The organism is Alteromonas sp. 5NW40-0090 (assembly GCF_057552975.1).
Window position 1 is genome coordinate 400,091 of sequence record NZ_BAAJLT010000001.1, and the last position, 22,993, is coordinate 423,083.

Annotated in this window: 16 protein-coding genes; all 16 read right to left on the bottom strand. The window is 43.3% G+C overall.

The window, feature by feature from the left end:
• Positions 1-22: 22 nt before the first annotated feature.
• A complete protein-coding gene (gene fliI, locus AC27KT_RS01760) occupies positions 23-1,357 on the bottom strand; it encodes a flagellar protein export ATPase FliI (RefSeq protein WP_039223070.1) in 1,335 nt (444 codons plus the stop codon).
• Positions 1,350-2,132, bottom strand: coding sequence for a flagellar assembly protein FliH (gene fliH / locus AC27KT_RS01765; protein ID WP_334057493.1), 783 nt, complete (start codon positions 2,130-2,132; stop codon positions 1,350-1,352). The genes fliI and fliH overlap by 8 nt, the downstream gene beginning before the upstream one ends.
• A 103-nt stretch (positions 2,133-2,235) precedes the next feature.
• The gene (gene fliG / locus AC27KT_RS01770) at positions 2,236-3,276 is read right to left on the bottom strand and encodes a flagellar motor switch protein FliG (protein ID WP_025254367.1); all 1,041 of its coding nucleotides are present in this window, start codon (positions 3,274-3,276) and stop codon (positions 2,236-2,238) included.
• 12 nt (positions 3,277-3,288) lie between these two features.
• On the bottom strand, positions 3,289-4,983 hold the full coding sequence (gene fliF / locus AC27KT_RS01775; protein WP_487126871.1) for a flagellar basal-body MS-ring/collar protein FliF: 1,695 nt from the start codon (positions 4,981-4,983) through the stop codon (positions 3,289-3,291).
• A 12-nt stretch (positions 4,984-4,995) separates the two neighbouring features.
• The gene (gene fliE, locus AC27KT_RS01780; RefSeq protein WP_014997639.1) at positions 4,996-5,331 is read right to left on the bottom strand and encodes a flagellar hook-basal body complex protein FliE; all 336 of its coding nucleotides are present in this window, start codon (positions 5,329-5,331) and stop codon (positions 4,996-4,998) included.
• 263 nt (positions 5,332-5,594) lie between these two features.
• Positions 5,595-6,932 carry a sigma-54-dependent transcriptional regulator gene (locus AC27KT_RS01785; protein WP_487126873.1) on the bottom strand — a complete coding sequence of 446 codons (1,338 nt, stop codon included), beginning with the start codon at positions 6,930-6,932 and terminating at the stop codon, positions 5,595-5,597.
• Between the two features lie 16 nt (positions 6,933-6,948).
• Entirely contained in the window at positions 6,949-8,091 is a 1,143-nt protein-coding gene (locus AC27KT_RS01790) for a sensor histidine kinase (protein ID WP_487126875.1), read from the bottom strand.
• 136 nt (positions 8,092-8,227) lie between these two features.
• The gene (locus AC27KT_RS01795; RefSeq protein ID WP_487126877.1) at positions 8,228-9,691 is read right to left on the bottom strand and encodes a sigma-54 dependent transcriptional regulator; all 1,464 of its coding nucleotides are present in this window, start codon (positions 9,689-9,691) and stop codon (positions 8,228-8,230) included.
• A gap of 163 nt (positions 9,692-9,854) precedes the next feature.
• Positions 9,855-10,652: a flagellin N-terminal helical domain-containing protein gene (locus AC27KT_RS01800; protein WP_487126879.1), complete on the bottom strand. Its 798-nt coding sequence runs from the start codon at positions 10,650-10,652 to the stop codon at positions 9,855-9,857.
• Positions 10,653-10,850: 198 nt separating this feature from the next.
• Complete coding sequence (locus tag AC27KT_RS01805; RefSeq protein WP_487126881.1) at positions 10,851-11,522, bottom strand: sulfotransferase domain-containing protein; 672 nt, start codon at positions 11,520-11,522, stop codon at positions 10,851-10,853.
• On the bottom strand, positions 11,519-13,696 hold the full coding sequence (locus AC27KT_RS01810; protein ID WP_487126883.1) for a class I SAM-dependent methyltransferase: 2,178 nt from the start codon (positions 13,694-13,696) through the stop codon (positions 11,519-11,521). Before AC27KT_RS01810 ends, AC27KT_RS01805 begins: the two co-directional genes overlap by 4 nt.
• A gap of 55 nt (positions 13,697-13,751) precedes the next feature.
• Positions 13,752-14,885, bottom strand: a complete 1,134-nt coding sequence (locus tag AC27KT_RS01815) for a sulfotransferase family protein (protein ID WP_487126885.1) — start codon at positions 14,883-14,885, stop codon at positions 13,752-13,754.
• A gap of 69 nt (positions 14,886-14,954) precedes the next feature.
• A complete protein-coding gene (locus tag AC27KT_RS01820) occupies positions 14,955-16,094 on the bottom strand; it encodes a glycosyltransferase family 2 protein (protein ID WP_487126887.1) in 1,140 nt (379 codons plus the stop codon).
• A gap of 17 nt (positions 16,095-16,111) precedes the next feature.
• A complete protein-coding gene (locus AC27KT_RS01825) occupies positions 16,112-17,242 on the bottom strand; it encodes a glycosyltransferase family 8 protein (protein WP_487126889.1) in 1,131 nt (376 codons plus the stop codon).
• A gap of 109 nt (positions 17,243-17,351) precedes the next feature.
• The gene (locus AC27KT_RS01830; protein ID WP_487126891.1) at positions 17,352-19,151 is read right to left on the bottom strand and encodes a sulfatase-like hydrolase/transferase; all 1,800 of its coding nucleotides are present in this window, start codon (positions 19,149-19,151) and stop codon (positions 17,352-17,354) included.
• Between the two features lie 222 nt (positions 19,152-19,373).
• A complete protein-coding gene (locus AC27KT_RS01835; protein WP_487126893.1) occupies positions 19,374-22,991 on the bottom strand; it encodes a motility associated factor glycosyltransferase family protein in 3,618 nt (1,205 codons plus the stop codon).
• Between the last annotated feature and the right edge of the window lie 2 nt (positions 22,992-22,993).

A 22,993-nucleotide genomic window follows, 5' to 3' on the forward strand; every position in this document is an offset into this window, starting at 1 on the left:
TTATTCTTTACTAACAAAGCCATCATCCCTGCCCTAACCCTTTGGCAAGCGCTGCCATACCTTCTAGGCTTTCGTCATAAGGAATGACCTGCTTCATTCCTTGTTGCAACAAAGCATTGATTGCGGGCTCTGCACGAATGGCTAAATCAATACGTGGGTCGGAGCCTTTTGCATAAGCGCCAATAGAAATAAGGTCTTGGTTTTGTTTGTAGTTTGAGTAAACCTGGCGAATGCGACGAGCCATTAATTGATGCTCTTCACTTACCACCATTGGCATTACTCGACTTATCGACGCCTCGATATCAATTGCCGGGTAGTGACCACTATCGGCAAGGGTTCGCGATAAAACCACGTGACCATCTAGAATGGCACGAGCAGCGTCTGCTATGGGGTCTTGTAAATCGTCCCCTTCAGTAAGTACCGTATAAAAGGCCGTGATAGAGCCTTGGCGCTCGCTGCCATTACCAGCTCGTTCAACTAATGCAGGTAACCGAGCAAAGACCGATGGCGGATAGCCTTTTGTTGCAGGAGGTTCACCCACAGCCAGCGCTATCTCGCGCTGCGCCATGGCATAACGAGTTAACGAATCAATGAGCAGCAGCACCTTCATGCCTTTATCGCGAAAATATTCAGCAATGGTGACTGCAGTTTCACAACCCTTCAAGCGCATAAGAGGTGAAGTATCAGCAGGTGCAGCTACTACAACTGCACGTTGGCGCTCTTCTTCTGTGAGGATTTCGTGAATAAACTCTTTCACTTCTCGTCCACGCTCACCAACTAGCCCAACCACGACCACATCGGCTTCACAGCCTCGGGTCATCATGCCAAGTAGCACACTTTTACCCACGCCACTTCCTGCAAAAAGCCCCATACGCTGCCCTACACCAACCGTGTTAAGTGCGTTAATAGCACGTACGCCAACATCCATAGGTGCGTTTATTGGCCGGCGGATAAGCGGGTTCATAGGCGGTCTAGTGGTTGGCGCGCGGGCTTCTGCATTTATTTCGCCTAAACCGTCAAGGGGCTGACCATTGCCATCTACCACTCGCCCTAAAAGCCCCATACCTACCGGCAAACCGCTTTGTCGATTTAACGGCATCACGCGACTTCCGGGCACAATGCCGCGAACTGCTTCAGTGGGCATCAAATAAGTAATATCATCGCCAAAACCAACTACTTCGGCTTCTATTTCACCTTCGATAGTTTGCACTAAACACTGACTGCCGACGGGTAGCTGACACCCCACAGCTTCAAGAGTTAAACCGATACCTCGGACTAACTTGCCTGCAGCAACAACAGGAGGAGAAGAGACCTGTTTTGTGAGGGATTCAAAGTGAGTGTGCCAAGGGCTAGTCATCTGACAAACCTTGGTTTAATAGGAATTTATCAATTACGTCGCGGCAACGGCGTTCAATGGACACGTCGACGGCATTTTGCACAGTAGTAATATCGCAACCGCCACGTTCCATCGCTGGCGCTTCAATTAAATTCCACCCTTTTTTAGAAATCTCTTCGTCGCCAAAGTGGGCTTTTACCAATTCAATATCGTCAGGGTTCATGTGAATTTGATAATCCGCTTGATTAATGGGCAGCGCTTTGATGCCTTCGCTTAACGCTTGGAGTATCACCTGTTGGTTAGTGCTAACCTCTGTTTTAATTACAGCTTTTGCAAGAGTTACGGCAAGTTTCACCAACTGGTCACGCGTTTCATCGTTAGCTTGCGAAAGTGGGTCATGAAATTTTTCAGCAAGCATTTGCCACACTTCGGCTTGGGTTGCCATTTGCTGGCGACCTTCGTCTAAACCTTGTTCCAAACCTTCGTTATGACCTTGTTCTTTACCCTCGGTCAAACCCGCTTCGAGGCCTTCAGCCTTACCTTCCTCAAAACCCTTTTCCTTGCCTTCTTGAAAACCTTCTTCATAGGCAGCTTGGCGAATAGCTTCAATCTCTTCAGCTGTTGGCGGCTTAATTTCCTCTTCAACTTCAGGTGGCTCATACTTCCAGTCTGAGCGTTTATTCAGTGCATTGGTTGGTTCATCCTTCCTAGATGCTCTTGGGTCATCGACAAAAGGCAGGTCCCAGGTTTTAGCTTCGTTTATTTCGTTTTCACTGAAATTTTTATTACCAGACATTTTTTATTACCAGAGACTTTTTAGTACAAGGCTCTTTATTAGAAGACTATTTATTACAAGCTTTAGTTATACCTCAGCTACAACAGTAAGGGCATCAGAGCCCTTACAAGAACTCTTCACCGCCACCGCCGCCAAGCATAATTTCACCTGAGTCAGAAAGTCGACGGGCAACAGAAAGAATTTCTTTTTGTGCCGTTTCCACTTCACTGATACGAACAGGGCCAAGCGCTTCCAAATCATCGCCAAGCATTTCAGCAGCACGCTTAGACATATTGCGCATAATTTTATCTTTAAGCTCTTCGTCAGCGCCTTTAATGGCTTTAAGCAGCGCGTCTTGCTGTACTTCGCGCAGTATTGCTTGAATGCCTTTGTCGTCTACATCGACTAAGTTGTCGAAAACAAACATGAGGTCTTGGATTTGCTGGCTCATCTCTTCGTCTTGCTCGCGGATAGCGTCCATCAACTGACCTTCTATCGCGGTATCCAGGTAGTTCATAATATTCGCCGCAGACTTCAAGCCGCCCATTTTCGCCGCTTGCGTTCCCGCTTGACCTGCGAACTGCTTCTCCATAATTTCGTTCAACTCTTGTAGTGCTGCCGGCTGAACTTCCTCTAGATTTGCAATACGCATTAGCAAGTCGAGTCGAACCTTTTCCGGGAACTGCGCCAATATTTCAGCACTTTGCTCAGGCTCTAAATAAGACAATACGATAGTTTGGATCTGCGGGTGTTCGTTGCGAATAATGCTCGCCACCTGCTTAGAGTCCATCCACTTCAGTGAATCTAGACCTTTTGCGCCGCTGCCCATTAGGATCTGATCGATAAGATTTGCTGCCTTATCTTCACCTAACGCCGCAGTTAGCGCTCGCTTAACAAAGTCTTGGCTCTGGAAGCCAATAGTGCTGTAGTTCTGAATCTCTTCAATGAAATGTTTGTGAACTGACGTGATTTTGGTTTGCGTCATATCGTCCACTTTCGCCATTTCAGAACCCAGCTTCTGCACTTGTTTCGGTTCAAGGTGCTTTAATATCTGCGCCGCGTCTTCTTCAGATAAGCTTAGTAGTAAGATGGCAGCTTTCTCTACGCCTTCTAATTTACTGACGTCGTATGACGGTTCTTCAACATTGGCAAGTTCTTCAGCCATAATCTTATCTCACTACTCGTCTTGCATTAACCAGCCCTTCACTACTTGGGCTGATAATTCTGGTTCATTGGCCACTAGGGCGCGTACGGCTTTAAGTACATCTTCGTCTTTGTGTAGGTCAGGCAGCATAAGTGAGCCATCTGGCGCAAAGCCTACCTGTCCTTCGTCAAAGTCAGACGTTAGCATGCTAATTGTGTCATCGCCTAAGTCTAAGCCTTCATCGGCATCAAATTCATCGGCCTCGTTAGACTCATCTGGGTTGATAAGACGACGCAGCATAGGTCGAATCACAAAGATGATAAGCACTATTATAACCAAGCCACCAACAACTAGCTTAAGAATTGGCAGAAAACCAGGCTTTTCCCACAAAGGCGCATCTTCAATTTCACCTGCATCCATACGAGTAAAGGGTACGCTAACCACTTCTAGCGAGTCGCCGCGGGTTACGTCAAAGCCAATACCGCCCTGCAATAGTCTGCGAATATTAAGAATTTCTTCTTGTTTCCGTGGCGTTGGCGTTATCGCCCCGTCTTCGCCTGCGACTTGGGTGTAGTCAACCGCTACTGACACGCTCAATCTGCGGATAACCCCTGTCTGTTTCTTGGTATGACTGATAGTGGTATCAAGTTCGTAGTTGCGGGTCGATTCTTTCGCTGTGCGCCCTGGCATAGTTTGCTGACTGCCGCCCACGGCATTTTCTGGAATATTAGAATCTAACGGAGGCTGATTTGATAATGCCCCCGGAATACCGCCAACACCTCCGCCAACGCTATTTTCTTCCATGATCATTTCGCTGCGAACTGCAGGTAAATCTGGGTTGTAGCTTCGCTGGGTTTGCTCCATAGCGGTGAAGTCCATGGTAACGTCAGCTTGCGCCGTGTAGTTACCTATGCCCAATACAGGAATCAGTATAGCGTCAATTTTTTCTAGATACTCTTGCTCGCGCTGACGTTCAATTTCGTACTCTTTTCTGGCACGGGCACTCATTGAATCTTGTGAACCCGAATTAAGCAGGCGGCCATTGCTGTCTGTTACTGTTACTTTAGACGGCTCCATGTTTTGAACTGCAGATGCCACGATATCAACGACCGCATCCACTTCTTCACCGGCGATTACGGCGCCGCGCTTAGCCGTTAGGACAACGGTTGCCGACGCTTTCTTCTCTCTTCGCGCAAACACGTTCTCTTTTGGCATAGCTAAAAGAACACGGGCTTTTTGAATACTTGCGATATCTTCGATGGTCGAGGCAATCTGTTGTTCACGCGCATGTTTAAGACGTTCCATCTCAACACGCTGGCTCACACCAAACCCCATGTCCTGCATGATGATATCGGTACCTGCATCCGAGGTTTTAGTTAACCCTTGGCGGGTCATACCTAGGCGGATATTTTGAAACTCGTCACTTCTTACATAAACAGTATTGCCTTCAAGCTTATAATCGATTTGATTCGCATCCATATAATCGAGGGTTTCAATAAGCTCTTGGGTTTCCATTTTCGCAAGGGGGCGATAATCAGGCTCTTGCGACCAAATAAGAATAAAGATAGCGATGGCCACGCAGATGACCAAAACAACCACAAGGGCCATTTGGCGCATCATATCTGCACTCCCTAACGTATCCATAAAACCAGATTTGTTTTCTGGCTCATTGTCCATCGCTTGATTTTGATCAGGAACCGTAAGGTTTGTACCTGTAGCTTCAGCCATAACCTACTCCACCTATACCGGCATGTTCATTATTGTTTTATAGGCTTCAAGTACTTTGTTACGTACTTGAACAGTGGCTTCAAAAGCAATGCCCGCCTTTTCTTTCGTCAGCATAACTTGCGCTAAACTTAAACTTGGATCACCCATTTCAAAACGTTGCTGTGCATCTTTTGATTCTAGCTGCATGCCATTTACACCATCTACCGCATTCTTAAGCATGGTCGAGAAATCACTTGCCGAGCTATTAACTTCACTAAGCGGCTGCTGTTGAGGCTCGTTAACTTGAAGACGAGTTTGCCCAATCATGTTCTGCATTTCTTGATACAAACTATTGGCTTTAACGTCCATAACCACTCCTAGTGTTTCTTTAAAAACCGCCTGAACACCGGCGAATACATAATCTATATGAGTGATTTAGCAAAGGGCTTGCCAACTTTTAAAACCCTTTTACATCAACAGGATAAGTGACAAAAGAGAGGGTAAGCCAAATTTATGGCGTTTGATTTATTGTGAGTAACAAAAAACCGCCGCCTTCTTCACAACAGAGGCGACGGATTATGAGGATACGCTTTATTAAGGTTTAGGAAGATAATATTAAGGTCGTCGTTACCTTAGGCTGGCACTTCAATGCCGTCTTCACGCATGCGCGCCAGTTTATAACGAAGGGTTCGAGGGCTTATTCCTAGCTTTTCTGCAACATCCTTACGCTTACCATTACACGACACCAAAGTATCAAGAATAATTTGGTGTTCTTGATATCGAAGCTCTGAGCCGAGTTTGTTATCTTCAACCTGCTCTTGTACAACATCAAGCGAGGCTGACATGTCTTCGTCAATCATTAAATCGCCGGCATCTATTTCATTGTTTTCACAAAGAATAAGCGCTCGCTGAACCACGTTCTCTAATTCTCGAACGTTTCCTGGCCAGCTGTATTGCGACAATTTATTACGCGCAGCAGCACTTAATCTGATAGTACCCAGCCCTTGTGAACTAGCGTGACGCTGCACAAGATGCTCCGCAAGCGGAACAATATCTCCTGGACGTTGAGCCAATGGACGCCATTCGATAGGGAAAACATTTAAACGGTAGTATAAATCTTCTCTGAATTCGCCTGCATCTACTGCTTTTCTTAAATCTCGGTTACTAGTAGCAATAACACGGACGTTGAGTTTGACGGTTTTACGTCCGCCAAGGCGCTCTACCTCACGCTCTTGCAGCACGCGCAGTAATTTAGCCTGCAGTGCCAAATCCATCTCGGTTATTTCATCAAGTAACAGAGTGCCGTCTTGGGCTTGTTCAAACTTGCCCGGACAGGCCTGGATAGCGCCAGTAAAAGCCCCTTTTTCGTAACCAAACAAAGTCGCTTCCAACATATTTTCTGGAATAGCAGCACAGTTGATGGCAACAAAAGGCGCGTCGCTTCGCGGTGACTGGTCGTGAATATAGCGAGACAGTACCTCTTTACCCGACCCGCTTGGCCCCATGACCATAACGGTCGCTTCAGACTTCGCGACTTTGCGTGAAAGCTCAAGTAATTTTAAGCTTGAAGGATCGGCTACTATTGGTGTGCGTGACTCAATCTTTTGCGCAGGCGCGTAGCGACCCACTAGATTTAACAATACTTCGGGGGCGAAAGGCTTTGATAGGTAATCGGTTGCACCATCCCGCATGGCCTGAACCGCATCATCAATGGTGGCGTAGGCCGTCATTAACAGCACAGGCATATTGGGGTATTTAGCTTTAATACTTTTTAGCAGCGTTAAGCCACTCATTTCGCCCATTTGTATATCGCTAACCACTAGGTCCACATTCTGTGACGATAGCATCATCAATGCTTGCTCCGCGCAATCGGCAGCAACCACGTCATAGTTACCGAGCAAAAGAGTGTCTAGGAGCGCCTCGCGTAAACCCGCGTCATCTTCAACAATTAGTATGGTAGTTTTAGACATTATTCTCTCCTATGACTTACGCGACATGAGTCAATGTTTGTGAAGTTTTAGCATGCGCCGAGCACGGTAATGACACGCTAAAGCAAGCCCCACCTTCTGGTACATCAATGATGTTAAGTGAACCGCTATGCGCATTTACCACTGACTTCACTACCGCAAGACCTAAACCTGTACCGTGAGTTTTGGTTGTGAAAAACGGTTCAAAGATTTTGCTTTTTAGATTATCTGGCACCCCAGGCCCTTTATCGACCACAGATACATGTAAACGCTGCTCACTCACTGTTGCCTGTACGTGTACAAGCTCGCCTTTCGGAGTAACCTGACTGGCATTATGGATAAGATTTAATACTGCACCTTGGAGTGCTGTAAGATTGCCCGTGATAGAAACATCTTGCTCAAACCCTGAAAACGTTAACGTCTGCTGTGCTTGGGCTGCCATGCTATGGGCACTCCCCTCTATCGAGGTAAACAACTCATCCAAGCTGATTTGGCTGACCACCTGTTCTTCTCCTGATTTAGCGAAAAGCAGCATGTCATTAACCTGGCTTTCTAACTCTTTAAGCCTGTCAGTTAATTTGTTGGCAAACTGGGTTTGCGCTTCTTCGCCTAAACCTTTGCGCGTTAAGTTCGACGCATAAAGCATGGCTGCAGAAAGTGGGGTACGAATTTGGTGAGCAAGCGATGCCACCATTTTCCCAAGGGATGATAAACGCTGCATGTGGCTTACTCGCGCCTGGAGCTGACGAGTTTCAGTTAAATCAGTAATAACGATTAGCTGACCTGGCTCGTTTTCCAGCGGTGTAATAGAGAGTTTTACACGTCTACCATCAACAAGCGAGACTTCATGGCCGTCATCAGCGCGAGGCTTGAACGAGCGTGTAATAATGCTTCGCCACACTTCTTCTTCAAGCGGTTCGCCTAATAGCGCTTTCGCTTGTTCGTTGGCTTGACGAACGATGCCTTTCCCATCTATTACGATAACGCCCGCTGGCATTACTTGAAGTAAATGTTCCAATCTACTCGCCTGCAACCGCAGCGATTCAATATCATCACTGTGCGAGGTTTGATAATCATCACGAGTTAACGCTGAACCGCCACCATTAAGTGCATAGGCAGACGCGAAATACTCTGTAGATTGTGGTGTGCTGTCAAAAGCCATATTATCCTCGTCAAATTGCAGACGCTGTTAAACTATGGCTTAGATAAAGCAGAAGATATGCCAACTTATAATTAGCTTAAATATTAGATACTTAAGGGCAAAATTAGAGGAAAAGCGTAACGTCAATTACCTGACATTACGCTTCTTCAGTACGCTGAATATCGTATTTTCTCATTTTCTCAACAAGCGTGGTTCTTCGCATTCCAAGTTTATCGGCGGCACGAGCCACTACCCAATCTTGGTTCTCTAAGGCTTGTTTTATTAGATTCACTTCAAGCTCAGATAGGTATTCTTTAAGATTAACCCCTTCCTCGGGTAAAGATGAAGACACTATACCGTTCAAACCTTCGTGGCTTTGCTCATTAACGTCTTCATCTGGCTCTTGCGCTGCCGCTTCAGCAAATAACGCGTTAAACGCTTCGCGTTCAAGTATTTCTTCGGGATAGTCAGGCTCGTAAGCCTGTACGTCGCCGTATTGGTATTTTTCAGGCAAATCAGCGATATCGACAATTTCACCAGGGTAAAGGATCGTTAATCGCTCTACTAAATTAGAAAGCTCACGGACGTTTCCAGCCCATTCATGCTCCATCAATGAAGCAATGGCTTGCTCGGTAAAGCGCACACCTTCCACCCCATCACCTTGGATACGGCTGTTTAACTCTTGGAGTAGTAAAGGGATATCGTCTTTTCTTTGTCTAAGTGCAGGGCTATCAATTGGGAACACGTTGAGTCGGTAATACAAGTCTTCACGGAACTTGTCTTCACTGATCATGGTTTCCAAGTTGCGGTGTGTAGCAGCAATAATGCGCACGTTGCATTGAAGAGGCTTGTTGCCGCCTACGCGCTCGAAGGTACGCTCTTGCAACACGCGTAACAACTTAACCTGCATCTGAAGCGGCATATCACCGATTTCATCCAGAAACAGTGTACCGCCTTCTGCTAACTCAAAACGGCCTTTACGCGCGCTGATTGCGCCGGTAAACGCCCCTTTTTCGTGACCAAATAGCTCGCTCTCTAGCAGTTCGCCGGGAATAGCGCCGCAGTTTACCGGGATAAAAGGCCCGTCTTTGCGCTCTGATAAAAAGTGAACATTACGGGCAACTACTTCTTTACCCGTTCCAGACTCACCTAAAATCAATACGGTGGCGTCCGTAGGGGCAACTTGCTCTACCAAGCGGCGAACAATTTGAATTTGTTCACTTTTACCGATAAGACTTCTGAACAAACGCGTTTTTGTACCCGAAGCTCGAGATAAACCGGGTTTACGTCTCGAGTATTCTTGGCAACGATGTATAGCTTGCGTTAAAACAGGGTAAGTTAATGGCGTAGCAATAACACTAACTAGGTTGCAACTCGCTGTCGCTTGCGTATTGCTTTCGACAAGCGCAACGAACGGGATATGTGGAAATTTTTCTACCAGATTACTTACAGCAGTGGGCGAGCGGTACTCGATAAGCACGGCGTCTGCACCACTTTCATGGAGGTATCGCTCGCATTCACTGAAACCTCGTGACTGGCACGACTCTCCCATGAAGGTAACGATAGTTTCCAAGTTTTGAATAAGTTCCTGATTATCACTAATCAGCAAAATGTTCTTCATCAATTCCCCGAGAACGCTTTGTTATTATTTACAGTTTAGCGCATTTCTAAATTGTAACGACAAAAGATCGGAGCGCAACCGCTGTTTTGGGAAATATATCAATAAAAAAAGCAGGTTACCCTGCTTCTTTCGATTAAATTTGGCTTGTTCTAACCAATTTAGACTAGCTTAACAATGATAAAACCTGGCTTTGCTGCTGATTCGCCTGCGCTTGAACGGTAAGGGCCGCTTGGCCTAACACGTCGTTTGAAGCCTGTTGCGAAGTAGCTTGCGCAAAATCTAAATCTTGAATACGACTCCGCGCTTCTGCAGTATTTACATTAGCTTGAGTTAGTGAGCGCGCAGCACTTTCGAAACGATTTTGTGTAGCACCTAAATCGCCCCGCGCACTGCCGAGCGTTTCAATTGCTGCATCAGTTGCGCCTAGCGCATCTTCAATGCTGGTTCCCGACGTAATATCGATAGACAATACATCGTTTAATTGAGCAGCAACATCCTGTGTATTGACGCTAATTGATTGACCCGCACTAGAACCTGATTGGAATTCAAGTGAGCCATTTTCAGACAATAATGGCTTGCCGGCAAAATTCGTCTGCTCAATGGTTTGCGAGATGTTTTCTTGTAGCTGTGTTATTTCAGATTGGATAGCACGGCGATCGCCACTGCTCAAAACACCATTGCCAGACTGTAACGTCAGTTCACGAATGCGATTCACATCGTCGTTGATGCTACCTAAACCACCCTCAGCTACCTGCGCCAGTGAAATTCCGTCATATACATTGTTTAATGATTGGCGGTTACCTTCGACTTCAGATGTTAATCGGTCGATAATTTGCTGGGCTGCTGCGCCGTCAGATGCATTGTTAACCTTTTTTCCAGACGCCAGTTTCTCAAAAAGGCTCTCTTGCCTTTCTTGAATTTGGCTAATCAATGACGATGAGCTGCTATTGTTAACTTGCATACAAACATTCCTCCGCTATGGGTTACTAAGTATAGCATATCACTGTACATCTTCTAACCGATTTGAGGTATATGCATTCATACGCCGTTAAAAGAAGCGATGAACGTCCATAACCACATTTCATCGCCTGCAACATTACACGACCATCAATGACGCACCGTCACCACAGCACACAGCGAAGCCTAGGTTGCGCTATCATTACACGTCGAAATGCTTCATTCTTGATTGAATGTACGCAATGTCCTCGTCACTGAGTTCAAGCGAATACCCGCCCACTTTACCTTTTCTTACCTTACAATGACTATTTCTTGGCGATAACCATGGGCGCTGAGATTGCCCGCTCAACTCAACATGTTTCATATTGTCGAAAGAGGCCATTTCAGATATTCGTTCAATGTCATGCAAACTGACATTGATATCAAAGAAATCGCACACTTTTACCAGTACAGCTTGATAATCGCTGTGCATGTCTTCATAGCGAATAATTGGTAAGTTATTCTCTGTTGCGAGGCGCCGCCACAGCTTTTGGAACTTGAGTAAATTATCAACACCAAAATATGGATCACGAATAAATGTTGAGATATCACCTTGATAATTGAAAAAGTCAACAAACCTTCCGGTAATTTGGTTGTATAAGCTAACGATGGTATCCCTCGCATCGCGCTCAATATAAAGGATCTTATCGCTTCCAATGTTATAGTTTTGATAGCGCCTGTTAATATCGAAATTCAGCGGCGGCTTGGCGCCATCATTGTATTCAAATTCGTCATGTGAAAATATGATGTCTTGCGCTTGCTCAGTAAGTTCAAGCGCATAGCGAAGCCAACTTCTACCAGATTTCGGAAAAGAAATAACGCGTTTTCTGGTCATAGCGATTTGTCCCGTTTGTAAAGTCTAATGGGCCCCGCACCTCCGTGATGACCAGTTAAGTGTTCTGAATACATGTTGAAACCCGCATCGCTTATCGTTTTAGCGAGTTCATCATCCTCATAGAAGGTCGCAGGTACACGCATAACAAACCATGTAGCAGCTAAATCTAAAAGGCCAGTTAAGGTTGTTATTCTTTCTGCTTTTGGTAGATGCTGATGAACAGCTAAATACAATACCATGTCGTATTTGGCCAACAGCTTTTCACCAAATTCATCTTGAAATTCGCACCATGGAGCGACGCTTCCATGCATAAAGTTTGCTCTTGGATCGTTCGCGCTTAGCGCCCTTGCGGTAAGCACTCTGCCACCGTCCAGCTCTACACCATCTAACCTAGCACACCCCGCGTTTAAAAGCCTATGCGCAATGTACCCCTCGGCGCAGCCTGCATCGAATACCGTGGCCTCATCTATAAACTTCTCCAGAAACGGAAGGACTTCAGTACGGGTACTTACAGGCCACTTTCCATGCATATTTAGTTGAGGAAGACGTAAGTAATGTTCTCTGCCGTCATCAACAAGCATTGCCATGAAATCATCACAGAATTTATCCCAGCTAAATTTCTGTATTGCTTTTCGAGCGCATTGAGCGCGTAACAGAGCCTTGTCGTAATAGGTAGAAACCTCTTCAATGGCACTTACGCACGCATCGGTCGAGTAAGTATCTAGAACGAGCGCCGTATCTCGATTTCTAGCAAATCCTTTTGTTCCTGCATGCGTGCAAATCAGCGGGACACCACACGCCATCGCTTCAGCTGCCGTATTTGCCCAACCTGCAAATGACTCAACGTGAACTACACAGTGACACTGGTGATAAAAATCAACCAATCCGTCTTCGTTCAGTTGGCCGGCTTCTATTATTTTTTTGTGCTCATTAAGCTGCTGAAAAATACTGTTTTCTCTAATTGAAGAAGGGATCTCTCCCATCACGTGCAATACTTCATTGCCTCGTAAGGTTTGCATAACAGGTAACATTCTTTCAAGTGATTTGGTACTGATCCCAATGACAAACTCAGAACGAGATTTTGGCGCAATACAAGGATAAAACCGCGATGAATCAACTGCCCCTTCGATAACATGAAATTTTTTAGCTAAAAAATCGGTGTAGCTGCCTTCAAACCAATCCGTATTGTTAAAAAAGACTGAGGTAGGCTTGAATGCTCTGTTCACTGCAATGAATTTTTCTTTACAGGACCTATCATTTAAAACAGCCTGTATGCGAAATCCAAATTGCTCACCTCTTTTCGTTTCCAATGCACTGATAAAACGTTGGGAGAATCCCGCTCCGGGAACCAGTGTTGCCCCCCATTTTCGTTTCAACGCATCTTCTGGGCTGAGCACTTCAAAACCTTCAGGGTGCCATTTACCGTGGTGATTTTCGAAACAGAAACTGACTTGTATGCCTCTACTTCTAAGCAGTTGGCCTAGGCGTGCAAACCGAATCAACCCGCCGCTAACTATATTTTGTTCGGCATAAATAAGTAGGGTTCTAATGCTTGCATTCTTAATTGTCGTATTGATGGTACATGGCTTTCTGAAAAATGTGATCTTTCCGACAGTTTCAACCGGTTCACAACCCGTATTAATCAACTCTTGAGCGAATTCAGCAGAACCCAATTTCTGCCCAGGTAAGGGTTTACTGTCGTCGAGCGCTATAATTCCACCGTCTATAACGTGGGGATACCAGCTTTCATAATCATCTCTTACCGCACCGTACCTGTGATCACCATCTATGAAAAGCAAGCCAATTGGTTTATTCCACCCTTTGGTCAGAACCGTTGACTCTACATTAATGAGGCTCACATATTTATATGCTTCACTATCTAGCATCAACTTAAAAAAATCTTTTCTGTCTTCTGGGCCAAAAATACCACCCAGTTCACCCACGAATGCTTTATGCGGATCGACACAGAAAATCTGCGGTGGATTGTCACTCTTAAGCGCGTTAACACCATGGGCTATAGCAAGCGCCGACTTTCCTTTGTATGAACCTATTTCAACTATCACACCGGACGTGACGCACTCTGCGTACTTAGACAGGGCTTTAGCTTCAATTAACGTAATACCACCTTTTTCATAAGGATAAGATTCCATTGTTTCTTCAATGGTTTTTTGCATTGTTTACCTCTGTAAAGATGTAGGTGTATATTAAATCAATCGGACGACGCAGTACTTAGCGATGTTGTAGAAACAATGCTTCAGCAAAAATAATCGGCTTATTAGAGTACTCACTTACAATGGCGCGCACTTCGTCCTCTCTAGAAAGCACTCCCACAAAAATAATGTCATGCTCGACATCTGAAATTGCTTGTGGCGAGCAAAATCTCGTTCCATATTTGTCGATACTTACCGTATCAGATGCTGCATAATCAACTGACAATACTATCGTCTCTGAAAGCTGCCCTATTAAAATAGAAGTTAGCTCACTTGCACCGTATAAAATAACCCGCTTGCCCTTTAAACTATCGGCAATATTTTTTATTTCATTAATAATATAAGTTCGATGTAATGGCTGGAAATAAGCAACATTCAGCGCATGATAATATGCATGAAGTGATGCTATTTTTTCTTTGTCTGGGCGGCTATCAGGAAAATTTCTCAACATGTCTTGCTGCCAACAAAACCCACACTCTATTTTTTGAACGCCCACGTTATGCTCTAGTTCCTTTTGAAACAACGTATTGTTAATAGGCGTTTTTACACCACAAAAGTCTCTCAACATATGACGTACGCCCAGTTCATTGTGGCTAATGTCTTCATATGTCACGAGAATACGCTCAATGCTTTCAGGTAAAAACGCGACAACCGCAGACCAATGTAAATAGATAAGTTGTGCGGCGTACTCAAAATCAAAATGGTCTCTTTTAACTAAAGAACTCGCTGTGGATATAAAGTCCCTTTTAACTAAAACAACTTTTACATCCAAATCAAGTGAAGATAAAACATCGAACCAGAACGGGAGTAAAATGCAAAACCTTGGGTCTTTGAGCACCAATCTATTGCTCTCTTCGAGGAGTTCATTAATGTAATTAACGGCCATGTCCCTAAGGCTTTTATACTCAGTACTTTGCTGTAAGGTAGGTAAGTCTAACCAAACCAGTGAGAACCAGTAATACCCCAACGAGGCTAACAGCCTATTATTGATGTCGACAACGTGGTCATCCTCCCAATAGCCATTTGGATTGTCTCGACTGGGTTGCATGGGGTGCTTACCACAAAAGAAACCATTAGACTCTACCATGCTGGTGACTAAGCTAGTTCCCGATCTGTGCATTCCTAGTACTAGCACTAATTGATTTTTAGACATCAAATAACCTTGATTTTTAGCCACATCATTGAGCGGTGAAAAATAAAATAATAGTATTGTCGCAGCGCCTCAAAGCGTAATAATCGCTCCTTCAAACGCTAACTTTTTTAGCGATGCTCTCATTTCATCTGCGTACGCAAATGAGCAAATTATTACAGCATCAATATTATTTAGCGAGTTGCCATTTAATTTAGTGACCGCCACGCCACCTTTTGTTGACCCTTGCTTTTTCACATCGCTATCAAAAATGACCGAAAAATTTATGAATAAAGAGAGATCAACAACGAGATATTCACTCACATCGTTGCATCCGTATAGCGCAACCTTATCTTGAGCCGTTAACTCCCTTTTTACTCGCGTATAAAGTTTACTAATGCGCTTAAATTTATGGCGATTGTTAAACAGTGTTTTCAATGACTTGAGAATATTTGGCCCACTCTCTGGTAGCGCCATTTTTTTTATCTCTTTTAAGATCATTCTTTTTTCTAGTAATGCACGTTTGTAGCTCTGCTCATTGTGCCACCTTGTTGATTGGGAATGTGCTCTGAAAAGGTTGAGCGGTTCATGGACATAAGCAACCGATGCGTCAGCCAGTATTCGTATATAGCACATCCAGTCACCACAATACTTCATGGTACTTTTCTTCAATGCAGCCTTTAGGTGTTGCTTTTTAAAAAGCACAGCACTCACATTCGGAATTACATTTTTGAAAACCAAATAGTCTTTAATGAGGGTTGCACCATCGATAACAAAATCTCGCTTCCAAAGCGTATTATAAAAGTCGGCTGTGTAATCATGGCGATAGAGCGGCTTACCTTGTTCGTTTACGATCCATGAATCACTATATGCCATCGCTATGTCTTGATGGTGTTTAAATTGCGCTAACAGCGTCTCTAAAAATGTAACACTTGATATGTCGTCACTTTCGGCAATCCAGACAAACTCTCCTTTTGCCAAATTTACGCCTTTTATCCATTGATCGTTAACACACCCACCATTTTCGACATTAAAATCAATAGCAGTGACCCTGGCTTCATGGTTTGCAAACGCTTTCATTATAGCTTGGCTATCATCAAAACTTGCATCATCAAGTAAGATCACTTCAAAATCAGTGAAGGTTTGCTCCTTAATAGAGCGCAACCTCTCGGGTAAAAAACGAGCATGGTTGTAGCATGGGACAATAATAGAAACGGTAGGTGTATTATTCATGGCTAAAATTTTGCTCTTCACTGATCGGTGATTGTAATAATATTTGATTCAGGGACCTTCTTTTGGCCCAGTAGTGCGACTATCTCTTTTTCAAACGCAGCAGATGCCACGATAACCGGTATATTTTTTAAACTGATATCTGATGCCAGCACTGGAATCTTAAAAAACGTATCTATCTTTGGTGACTTATCTAGCATGCCTTCGATGTGAATGTCAGAAAAAAAGTGCTGTAAATACCGCGCAACTCTGCGCCCTTTTTGCCCGGCGCCATATATATATAAGTGTCTGATATTCTTATCTTGGACTTTCTTTATTAGCGCATGATCATGCTCGTCGAGATAATGTTCTAATTCAACATCAGCAAACACAGTTTCACTTTTGTATTTGCGATAAAGGTGTGTAAAAGGATGAATTGAGGAGTGCTGCCAAGGTTTTTCTGCGCCGTTGAAATGAACAATCTTCACTTCACTTTCTTTACTAAGCGCTTCAAGGCAAGACTGTTGGATATTCCATGCGCCGTCTAACACCATCACGTTACTGTCTAGCGTTAAATTGAGAATATCCTGATCATTAAATTTATAATCGGTACCATTATCGACCATACGCATTGCGGTTTCTGTTATCTGTTTACTCCTCCACATAGGCAGGTCAATCAGTAGCATTCCAGCATTGAAATAGCTGTGTGATTTCAATCCTAGCGTTTGGCTGTGAGAACCTTTAGCGACTAGGGAGTCAACTACCACTCCGGCGGCTTTGTCTTCTAGATCAATCGCGAACAGGTCGCTGACATCGGCATTCACAATCATATCTGCATCCAAAAACAACACTTTGGTGTTGATAGAGGCTAATATTTGCGGGATAAGAAGCCTAAAATACGTTACTACTGAAAGTCGATCGGAAAAGTCTTTACTAATCTGCGCACTTGAAAAAGTTTCGCCTTCAATTTGATAGAATTTTATATGATTTCCATTGCCAGAAGTTTGTGTAAGCTTCTTCTGATTGGCGCTCGAAAGCGCTGCATAAAAGATATGCCAACTTATTTGGCTATCAGTATTTGAAAGTATACTTCGCATAAGTGCTGCAAGGTGAACTGCAAATTTATCATCAATACAGAAAACTAAATTCAAAGGTTGCATCTTTTCCATCATTGTTTCTCATTAATTAGCAGGTTCACTGGTAAGAAGTAGTCGTCAAAAACGTCCTTCCAGGCTAAGCCAGTGGTCCATGGGAAGCTTGCAAAAATACTCAATGCTCCATTCATAATGCTAATGACCGCTCAATCAACATTCGGTGCAATAACGATGATATGTATTCTTGCTCTTCTTTTTGCACTACCGTTTTACTTTGCCCTTTCTGCACGCGTTTAACTTGATTAAACAATCGGTCAACCCACAGCAACTCTTCATCATTTAAGAAACCAAAATTAGCGGGTGTATTTCCCTTCAGTGTTGCGGAGTGAAAGAAGTAGGCGAAAGCCCTATCATCATTTAACAGGGATGCACCAAGATGGGGGTGATCAGCACCGATGCCCAATAAATCAAAAAATGTGGGAAATAAATCGAAATGGCATGAATGTTCAATAACTTTCTTACTTAATTTCGGGTGACGCATAAACAAGGGAACATGCATTTGAGGGAGGATCACAGAGTTGCTGTGAAAACTATAACCATACTCACCAAATGATTCACCATGATCACCGGTAAACACTAATATTGTATTTGATAAATCTACCTTCTCAGCAAGTCTATTCAGGAACTCGTCAATAATGAAGTCCGCCTCTTCCACAGCATTCATGTATTGTGACTTCGCATCACGCGATTTGTGACGATTGAACGTTTTTTTGTCTATTGTCTCGTAAGGTATGTGAGACTGGTCATTGATAATGTGAAGAAAAAAAGGCCCACTTTTCGCCGCATTCGCAACAGGTTCCACCATGCTCCAAAGCCTATAGTCGGCCTTGAGTCCATCACTAGGCAATTGGTGCGTGCCCCATATAAAATCGAAGCCAATTCTGTTAAGTAGCTTGTGATAGTCATAGAGCGCAATATCCGCACTGTCCAAAAACATTGTTGTATAGCCATTTTTTTTGAGTGTTTGTAGGTGTAATGGCTCACTACCAGGATACAAACTATCCTGTTTGTTATACGGGTTGTTGGAATAATTTCCTGAATATATTTGGTTAGTAGCTACTGTGGTGTTTGGACACAAACAGTAGTGCTTCTTACCTTCCCAACTATTTGCTTGAAATCGCTGTTTCAGCTTTGAGCGCACGCCAGCCCCATTTCCATTATCAAGATAGTAACCTAAGGATTCCATGGTGATTAATATGATATTGGCGCCCTTACAGGCACCATATAAGTCGCCCCGCGTATTATCGCGGACCTCTGGTTTAACGAACGGTTGGTGACGCGGGTCTATTTCTATCGATTTATTGCAAGAAAACTTGTCGCTCATAATGATATTTGCTAACAGACTGGGTGCTGTATAAAACTGTGCTGAAGCATTCGTTATTATGCGGTAGATAGCGAGCGCTGAAATTGCCACAATAATGCCTAGCGTTACGCCAACGAGCCATAGCATAGCTGGTTCAGAGAATATTCCTTTAGGCAGTGCAAAAATATATAAGACACAAACTTGCACACTCGCCCACGCTAGCGGGAGTAGCAGGATATAGGGTATCTGTTTTACCAGTACTAACAAGTGAGGTATGCCCTTAGCTAGTCCTTTGGAGCCGGTAAAAAACCATGCAAAACTTTGCCTGTTTATCTCAATGCGGTACTGAACGAAAAGAATGGCATCAAGCCATACAAGAACGCCATACAAAAAAAACAGAACACAAACAATCACGCTTAAGCCTAGCCATGGTGTATAAGCCAGAAAGACGGTAACAAAAAGCGAAGCAACAAAAAGGATCTTAATATCGTTGAAGTTAACAACCTTCGATAGCGCCCCACGTCGAGCACGGATTTTCTTATTCACAGCAAGAAGGCTGCTTGCAGAAACAAAATAAAGAATAAAAGCAGCACAAATACTTGAAATGTCTGAAAGTGATAGCAAACTAAGGTTCTCCGCGAGTTCAGCTTCAGCGGCCTCATTAATTCTAAAACCCCAAAGCCGCTATGCTTCAGGTTTTAGTGGTAAAAATCGTCGTCGTTATTTGGGTTATCGACCTAGGTTAGAAAAACTCAAATGTAAAAGTTCTCGCGCTAAACGCCGAAGTAAAGCTACATGTGCAGTGTAAAGCGCTAATGAATGCCCTTTACGTATTGATATAAAAAGCTACTGCATCTGATAGCGACCGCCCGCCTTTCCCGCGCTAAAGGTAAGTACTATTGAGTGTTCTACATCATCGCATATCTCTTGGTCTAATAGCGCTTGAGGTTTAAGTAAGTCTTTTTTGCATAATATCCCGCGGTTACCGCACATATCGACAGCATTCAAGCGCAAGTCATTTAAGTTTGCGAAAACAATGAATTCACCAAAATCAAGGTAGTACTCATATTCAAACGTGCTTTTCACTACCGCGTTAAACAAGCCTTGCAGAATATCGTCAAAACATTCGCTTCGCTTTACCTTTATTTTCGGAACGAGGACTTTATTGAAAACAGAACCAAAATTATGCTTCAGCGCTACGAATGGCATTCTTTCCTCTACCCAGTAGGGTGATGCACCTTTAATAATATTCTCAAGCCCAGCGTTTCCATAAACAAAGTCAGGATGCACAACTTTACTCATAGGCATATTTAATTGAGTCATGTCAAGCGACGTGACATGAGTGCCAAACCAGATAACTTCTGCATTTGGCACTTCCATTGTGTTTAGCGTATGAATAAACGCGTCGACTTGCGATTGTTTTTGTACCCACAGCGCAAATCGTATGTCGACAGAAGATTTGAGTTGCGAGCTTTCTGTAAGACCCGGTCCACACTGTTTAATCTCTACAACGTTTGGGCTAAATAGGCGTTCATTGAACTGGTTGAACATGTGGCTCTGATTAATATTAGTAATGCAGAGAATGTGTGCTTTATGCCTCTTTAAATGTGCGATTTGTCTAATGCTTCCAAAAGATTCTGAAATATCAAAGTTTGACTCAATATGTGTTACTTCATCTCTAGCTTCAGCTAAAAAGTCAGTCCAGCGCTGCAATAATTTGTTGGCATAACTTAACGCAGATGCCTCACTTTTAATATATTCACATTTGCTAAGCATTACGTTGCAATAGTTCATGCTGCCAAACAGTAAATAGAAAAGTAATGATGAACCTTTTCTGTAGGAGTCGAAAAGGAGATCTTTCTGCCTTTCAATTAAGGCATTTATATCGACAAGAGAATGGACAGGCTCACGTGCCAACGTCAGTAAACTTTCTAATTCCTCATGAAGTACATCCTGACGATATTTTTCCTTAAAACGCGTCGTATAACTGTCATATTCAGGAATAGATTCAAATATATTCTGTTTGACAATATCAACGACCGAAGCAACACTCTCTTCGGAATTGACGAGAAGCACATCGTCAACAAGAAGCGGTAACGCCCCATTTATCTTCGCGCCATTGCTACAGTTGAAGCAATAAACAGGTTTTTTGGCCAAAGCGCGTTCTAAAATGTCTTTAGATACTTTGAATTCATACTTAGTAAAAACGGTTTTTTGAAAATTCCCTTCTATGACAAAAGAAGTGTCATTTTTTTTGCTGTAATCATAAATTTCTTCTCCGTCGTTACTGTAATAACCAGACTGAGAAGAGTGATGTTTTTTCCTATCAGTGAACCCTAAATCAATACCGAACAGATATATTTGATTGAATCCCATGGTTGTAAATAGATTCAATGCGAAATTAGAAACAGTAGGAAACGCGAAGTCTAATTCTTCATATTTTTTGAGGTCAATAAGATTTACCGAAGAAACTGTCGAACTTTCTCCCGTTTTAAAGGCAATAAAAACGTCTTTGAATAAATCACACGTGTCAGGATGGATACCATTACAACTTAATAGACTAATTTGTTTGAGATAGTCAAAGTCGCCAATTCGGCTTACCCAATCAAACGTGGACCGATTTTGTTCAATTTCCGCATGGAAGTCAGGCACAATACCATTTTTATAAAGTGGCATAAGCGCTGTTCCGCAAGACACAATAATGGCTTTTTCACGCAACTCCTTTATTGCTTCTATACAACTGTCAAGGGAGGGTCCGTTACCTACAATAAAAACCGGAGTTTCTCGCTGTGCAGCATTAAGCTTTTTCTCGGCATTGACGGTTAATAAGGGATAGCCGCGATTTATTGCTTCAACCGTGTGCGAAATTCCATAGAATGCATGGTCAAAATATTCCCCCATTGATATGACAATTTGTAACTGTTCTCGAAGACGTGCAAGAGCGCTCACTAAGTTTGCATTGTAATAAGACTGGTAGAAATACGTACTGGCCAGAATGTATGGCCCAACTGAATAGAACTGACCGAGCAAATCGTTGAATATGTTAGAGCCGTCGTCGCCGATATTGATGTAGATTCGGCTTTTTTCTTTGTCTACTTTAGTGAGTATTTCATGCCAATCAATCGCGAATAACGATGCGTAAAAAAAGTCTTTATTGGGTTCACACAGAAACAATTTATCAACCGTTTTCTGCTTATACAGTTCCTCAATTTGATAACCAAGACCAACGCCAAACATGATCAAAGACTTTACGTGATCAGGCAAATTACCTACTTCTTCAGATATATCCTGTAAAAAGCGTTCCGTTTCTTCAACAAACTGATAGTGTTTATAATGTTTAAGCTTCGTGCCTTTATAGCCTAGCACGAGGCTATCTTTTTGCGGCTTTTGGTAGAAGTAATTTAAATGTTCCACTGCATTGTTTTTCGGCAGTCGTCCACCGAATAATTGTAGCGATTCCTTTAAAACAACGTTCACTTCGCCGCAGTCATCTATAATTGGCAACCAATCTACAGGCGTAAATTCTGAAAATTCTTGGTAAATTTCAGGAAAGTACTTTTGAAATGCGGATAAATTCCGTCTGAACAACTCATTTGATTTATCGACCGACTTGATCGTATCTACATCAATACTGTCAGTCCACGCCGGCAAAAAAGTGTTCACTCCTTTCTGATTTAGACGCGCCACGGGGCGAGCCTTATATTGCGCCCAGCTATTGAGCTTCAAACCAACATCTATATTGTCAAAAACATCATTATTGTAATGTTTGTAAAAATAAAAACCCTCAATATTATAAGCTTGGCGAAGCTCGGAGATATTATCTACAATACCGCTACCATCATTACCAATGAGTAAATATACCGCCGTTCCCTTTGATGCCATAGTTTGCAGCAGCCTTTGCCAGTCTAATGCAAGGACTGAGCACTGAAAATATTGCAACTCGGGCTCATAAATAACCAAATGTCGAATGGTGTGATTGTTTATTAGTTCTTCAATGTGATAACCGAGGCCTAACCCCATTACAACCAGTGCATTTACAGATTCTGGCAATGTAGCGTATTTTTTTTGGCGCCTGAAGTAAGGCAAATCAGATACGTTCGCGATGTCTCTTATGTTTTCTTGGTCATATGCTTCATCTTGCGCAGTATCGTCGCTAAAAGAGAGATAGGATGCATGTTGCGAGAAAAGTCGGTACTGCTCTTGCACCTCATTTTTAGGATCAAGGCCATATAGGGTACGCCCACTTGTATAATTGACGATGTTGAACTTACCAAACTTGTTTGCAAACAAGGCGATATTGCTTGTGGCTACATCCTTAACCTGTGAGGCTAGCGAAGGAACATGATGTGAAAAAGCCAACACGCTTCGGCGATGATTTGTAATTATATGCCGAGATAACGCCTGTTCCATTTCCTTTTGTTCATCTTCTGCGTCCGCTAAATGAAAGCGGATATCCTTTAACATCA

Coding starts and splice junctions, on each gene's coding strand:
- fliI (WP_039223070.1), bottom strand. CDS start 1,357: ATGACTAGCCCTTGGCACACTCACTTTGAATCCCTCACAAAACAGGTC.
- fliH (WP_334057493.1), bottom strand. CDS start 2,132: ATGTCTGGTAATAAAAATTTCAGTGAAAACGAAATAAACGAAGCTAAA.
- fliG (WP_025254367.1), bottom strand. CDS start 3,276: ATGGCTGAAGAACTTGCCAATGTTGAAGAACCGTCATACGACGTCAGT.
- fliF (WP_487126871.1), bottom strand. CDS start 4,983: ATGGCTGAAGCTACAGGTACAAACCTTACGGTTCCTGATCAAAATCAA.
- fliE (WP_014997639.1), bottom strand. CDS start 5,331: ATGGACGTTAAAGCCAATAGTTTGTATCAAGAAATGCAGAACATGATT.
- AC27KT_RS01785 (WP_487126873.1), bottom strand. CDS start 6,932: ATGTCTAAAACTACCATACTAATTGTTGAAGATGACGCGGGTTTACGC.
- AC27KT_RS01790 (WP_487126875.1), bottom strand. CDS start 8,091: ATGGCTTTTGACAGCACACCACAATCTACAGAGTATTTCGCGTCTGCC.
- AC27KT_RS01795 (WP_487126877.1), bottom strand. CDS start 9,691: ATGAAGAACATTTTGCTGATTAGTGATAATCAGGAACTTATTCAAAAC.
- AC27KT_RS01800 (WP_487126879.1), bottom strand. CDS start 10,652: ATGCAAGTTAACAATAGCAGCTCATCGTCATTGATTAGCCAAATTCAA.
- AC27KT_RS01805 (WP_487126881.1), bottom strand. CDS start 11,522: ATGACCAGAAAACGCGTTATTTCTTTTCCGAAATCTGGTAGAAGTTGG.
- AC27KT_RS01810 (WP_487126883.1), bottom strand. CDS start 13,696: ATGCAAAAAACCATTGAAGAAACAATGGAATCTTATCCTTATGAAAAA.
- AC27KT_RS01815 (WP_487126885.1), bottom strand. CDS start 14,885: ATGTCTAAAAATCAATTAGTGCTAGTACTAGGAATGCACAGATCGGGA.
- AC27KT_RS01820 (WP_487126887.1), bottom strand. CDS start 16,094: ATGAATAATACACCTACCGTTTCTATTATTGTCCCATGCTACAACCAT.
- AC27KT_RS01825 (WP_487126889.1), bottom strand. CDS start 17,242: ATGATGGAAAAGATGCAACCTTTGAATTTAGTTTTCTGTATTGATGAT.
- AC27KT_RS01835 (WP_487126893.1), bottom strand. CDS start 22,991: ATGTTAAAGGATATCCGCTTTCATTTAGCGGACGCAGAAGATGAACAA.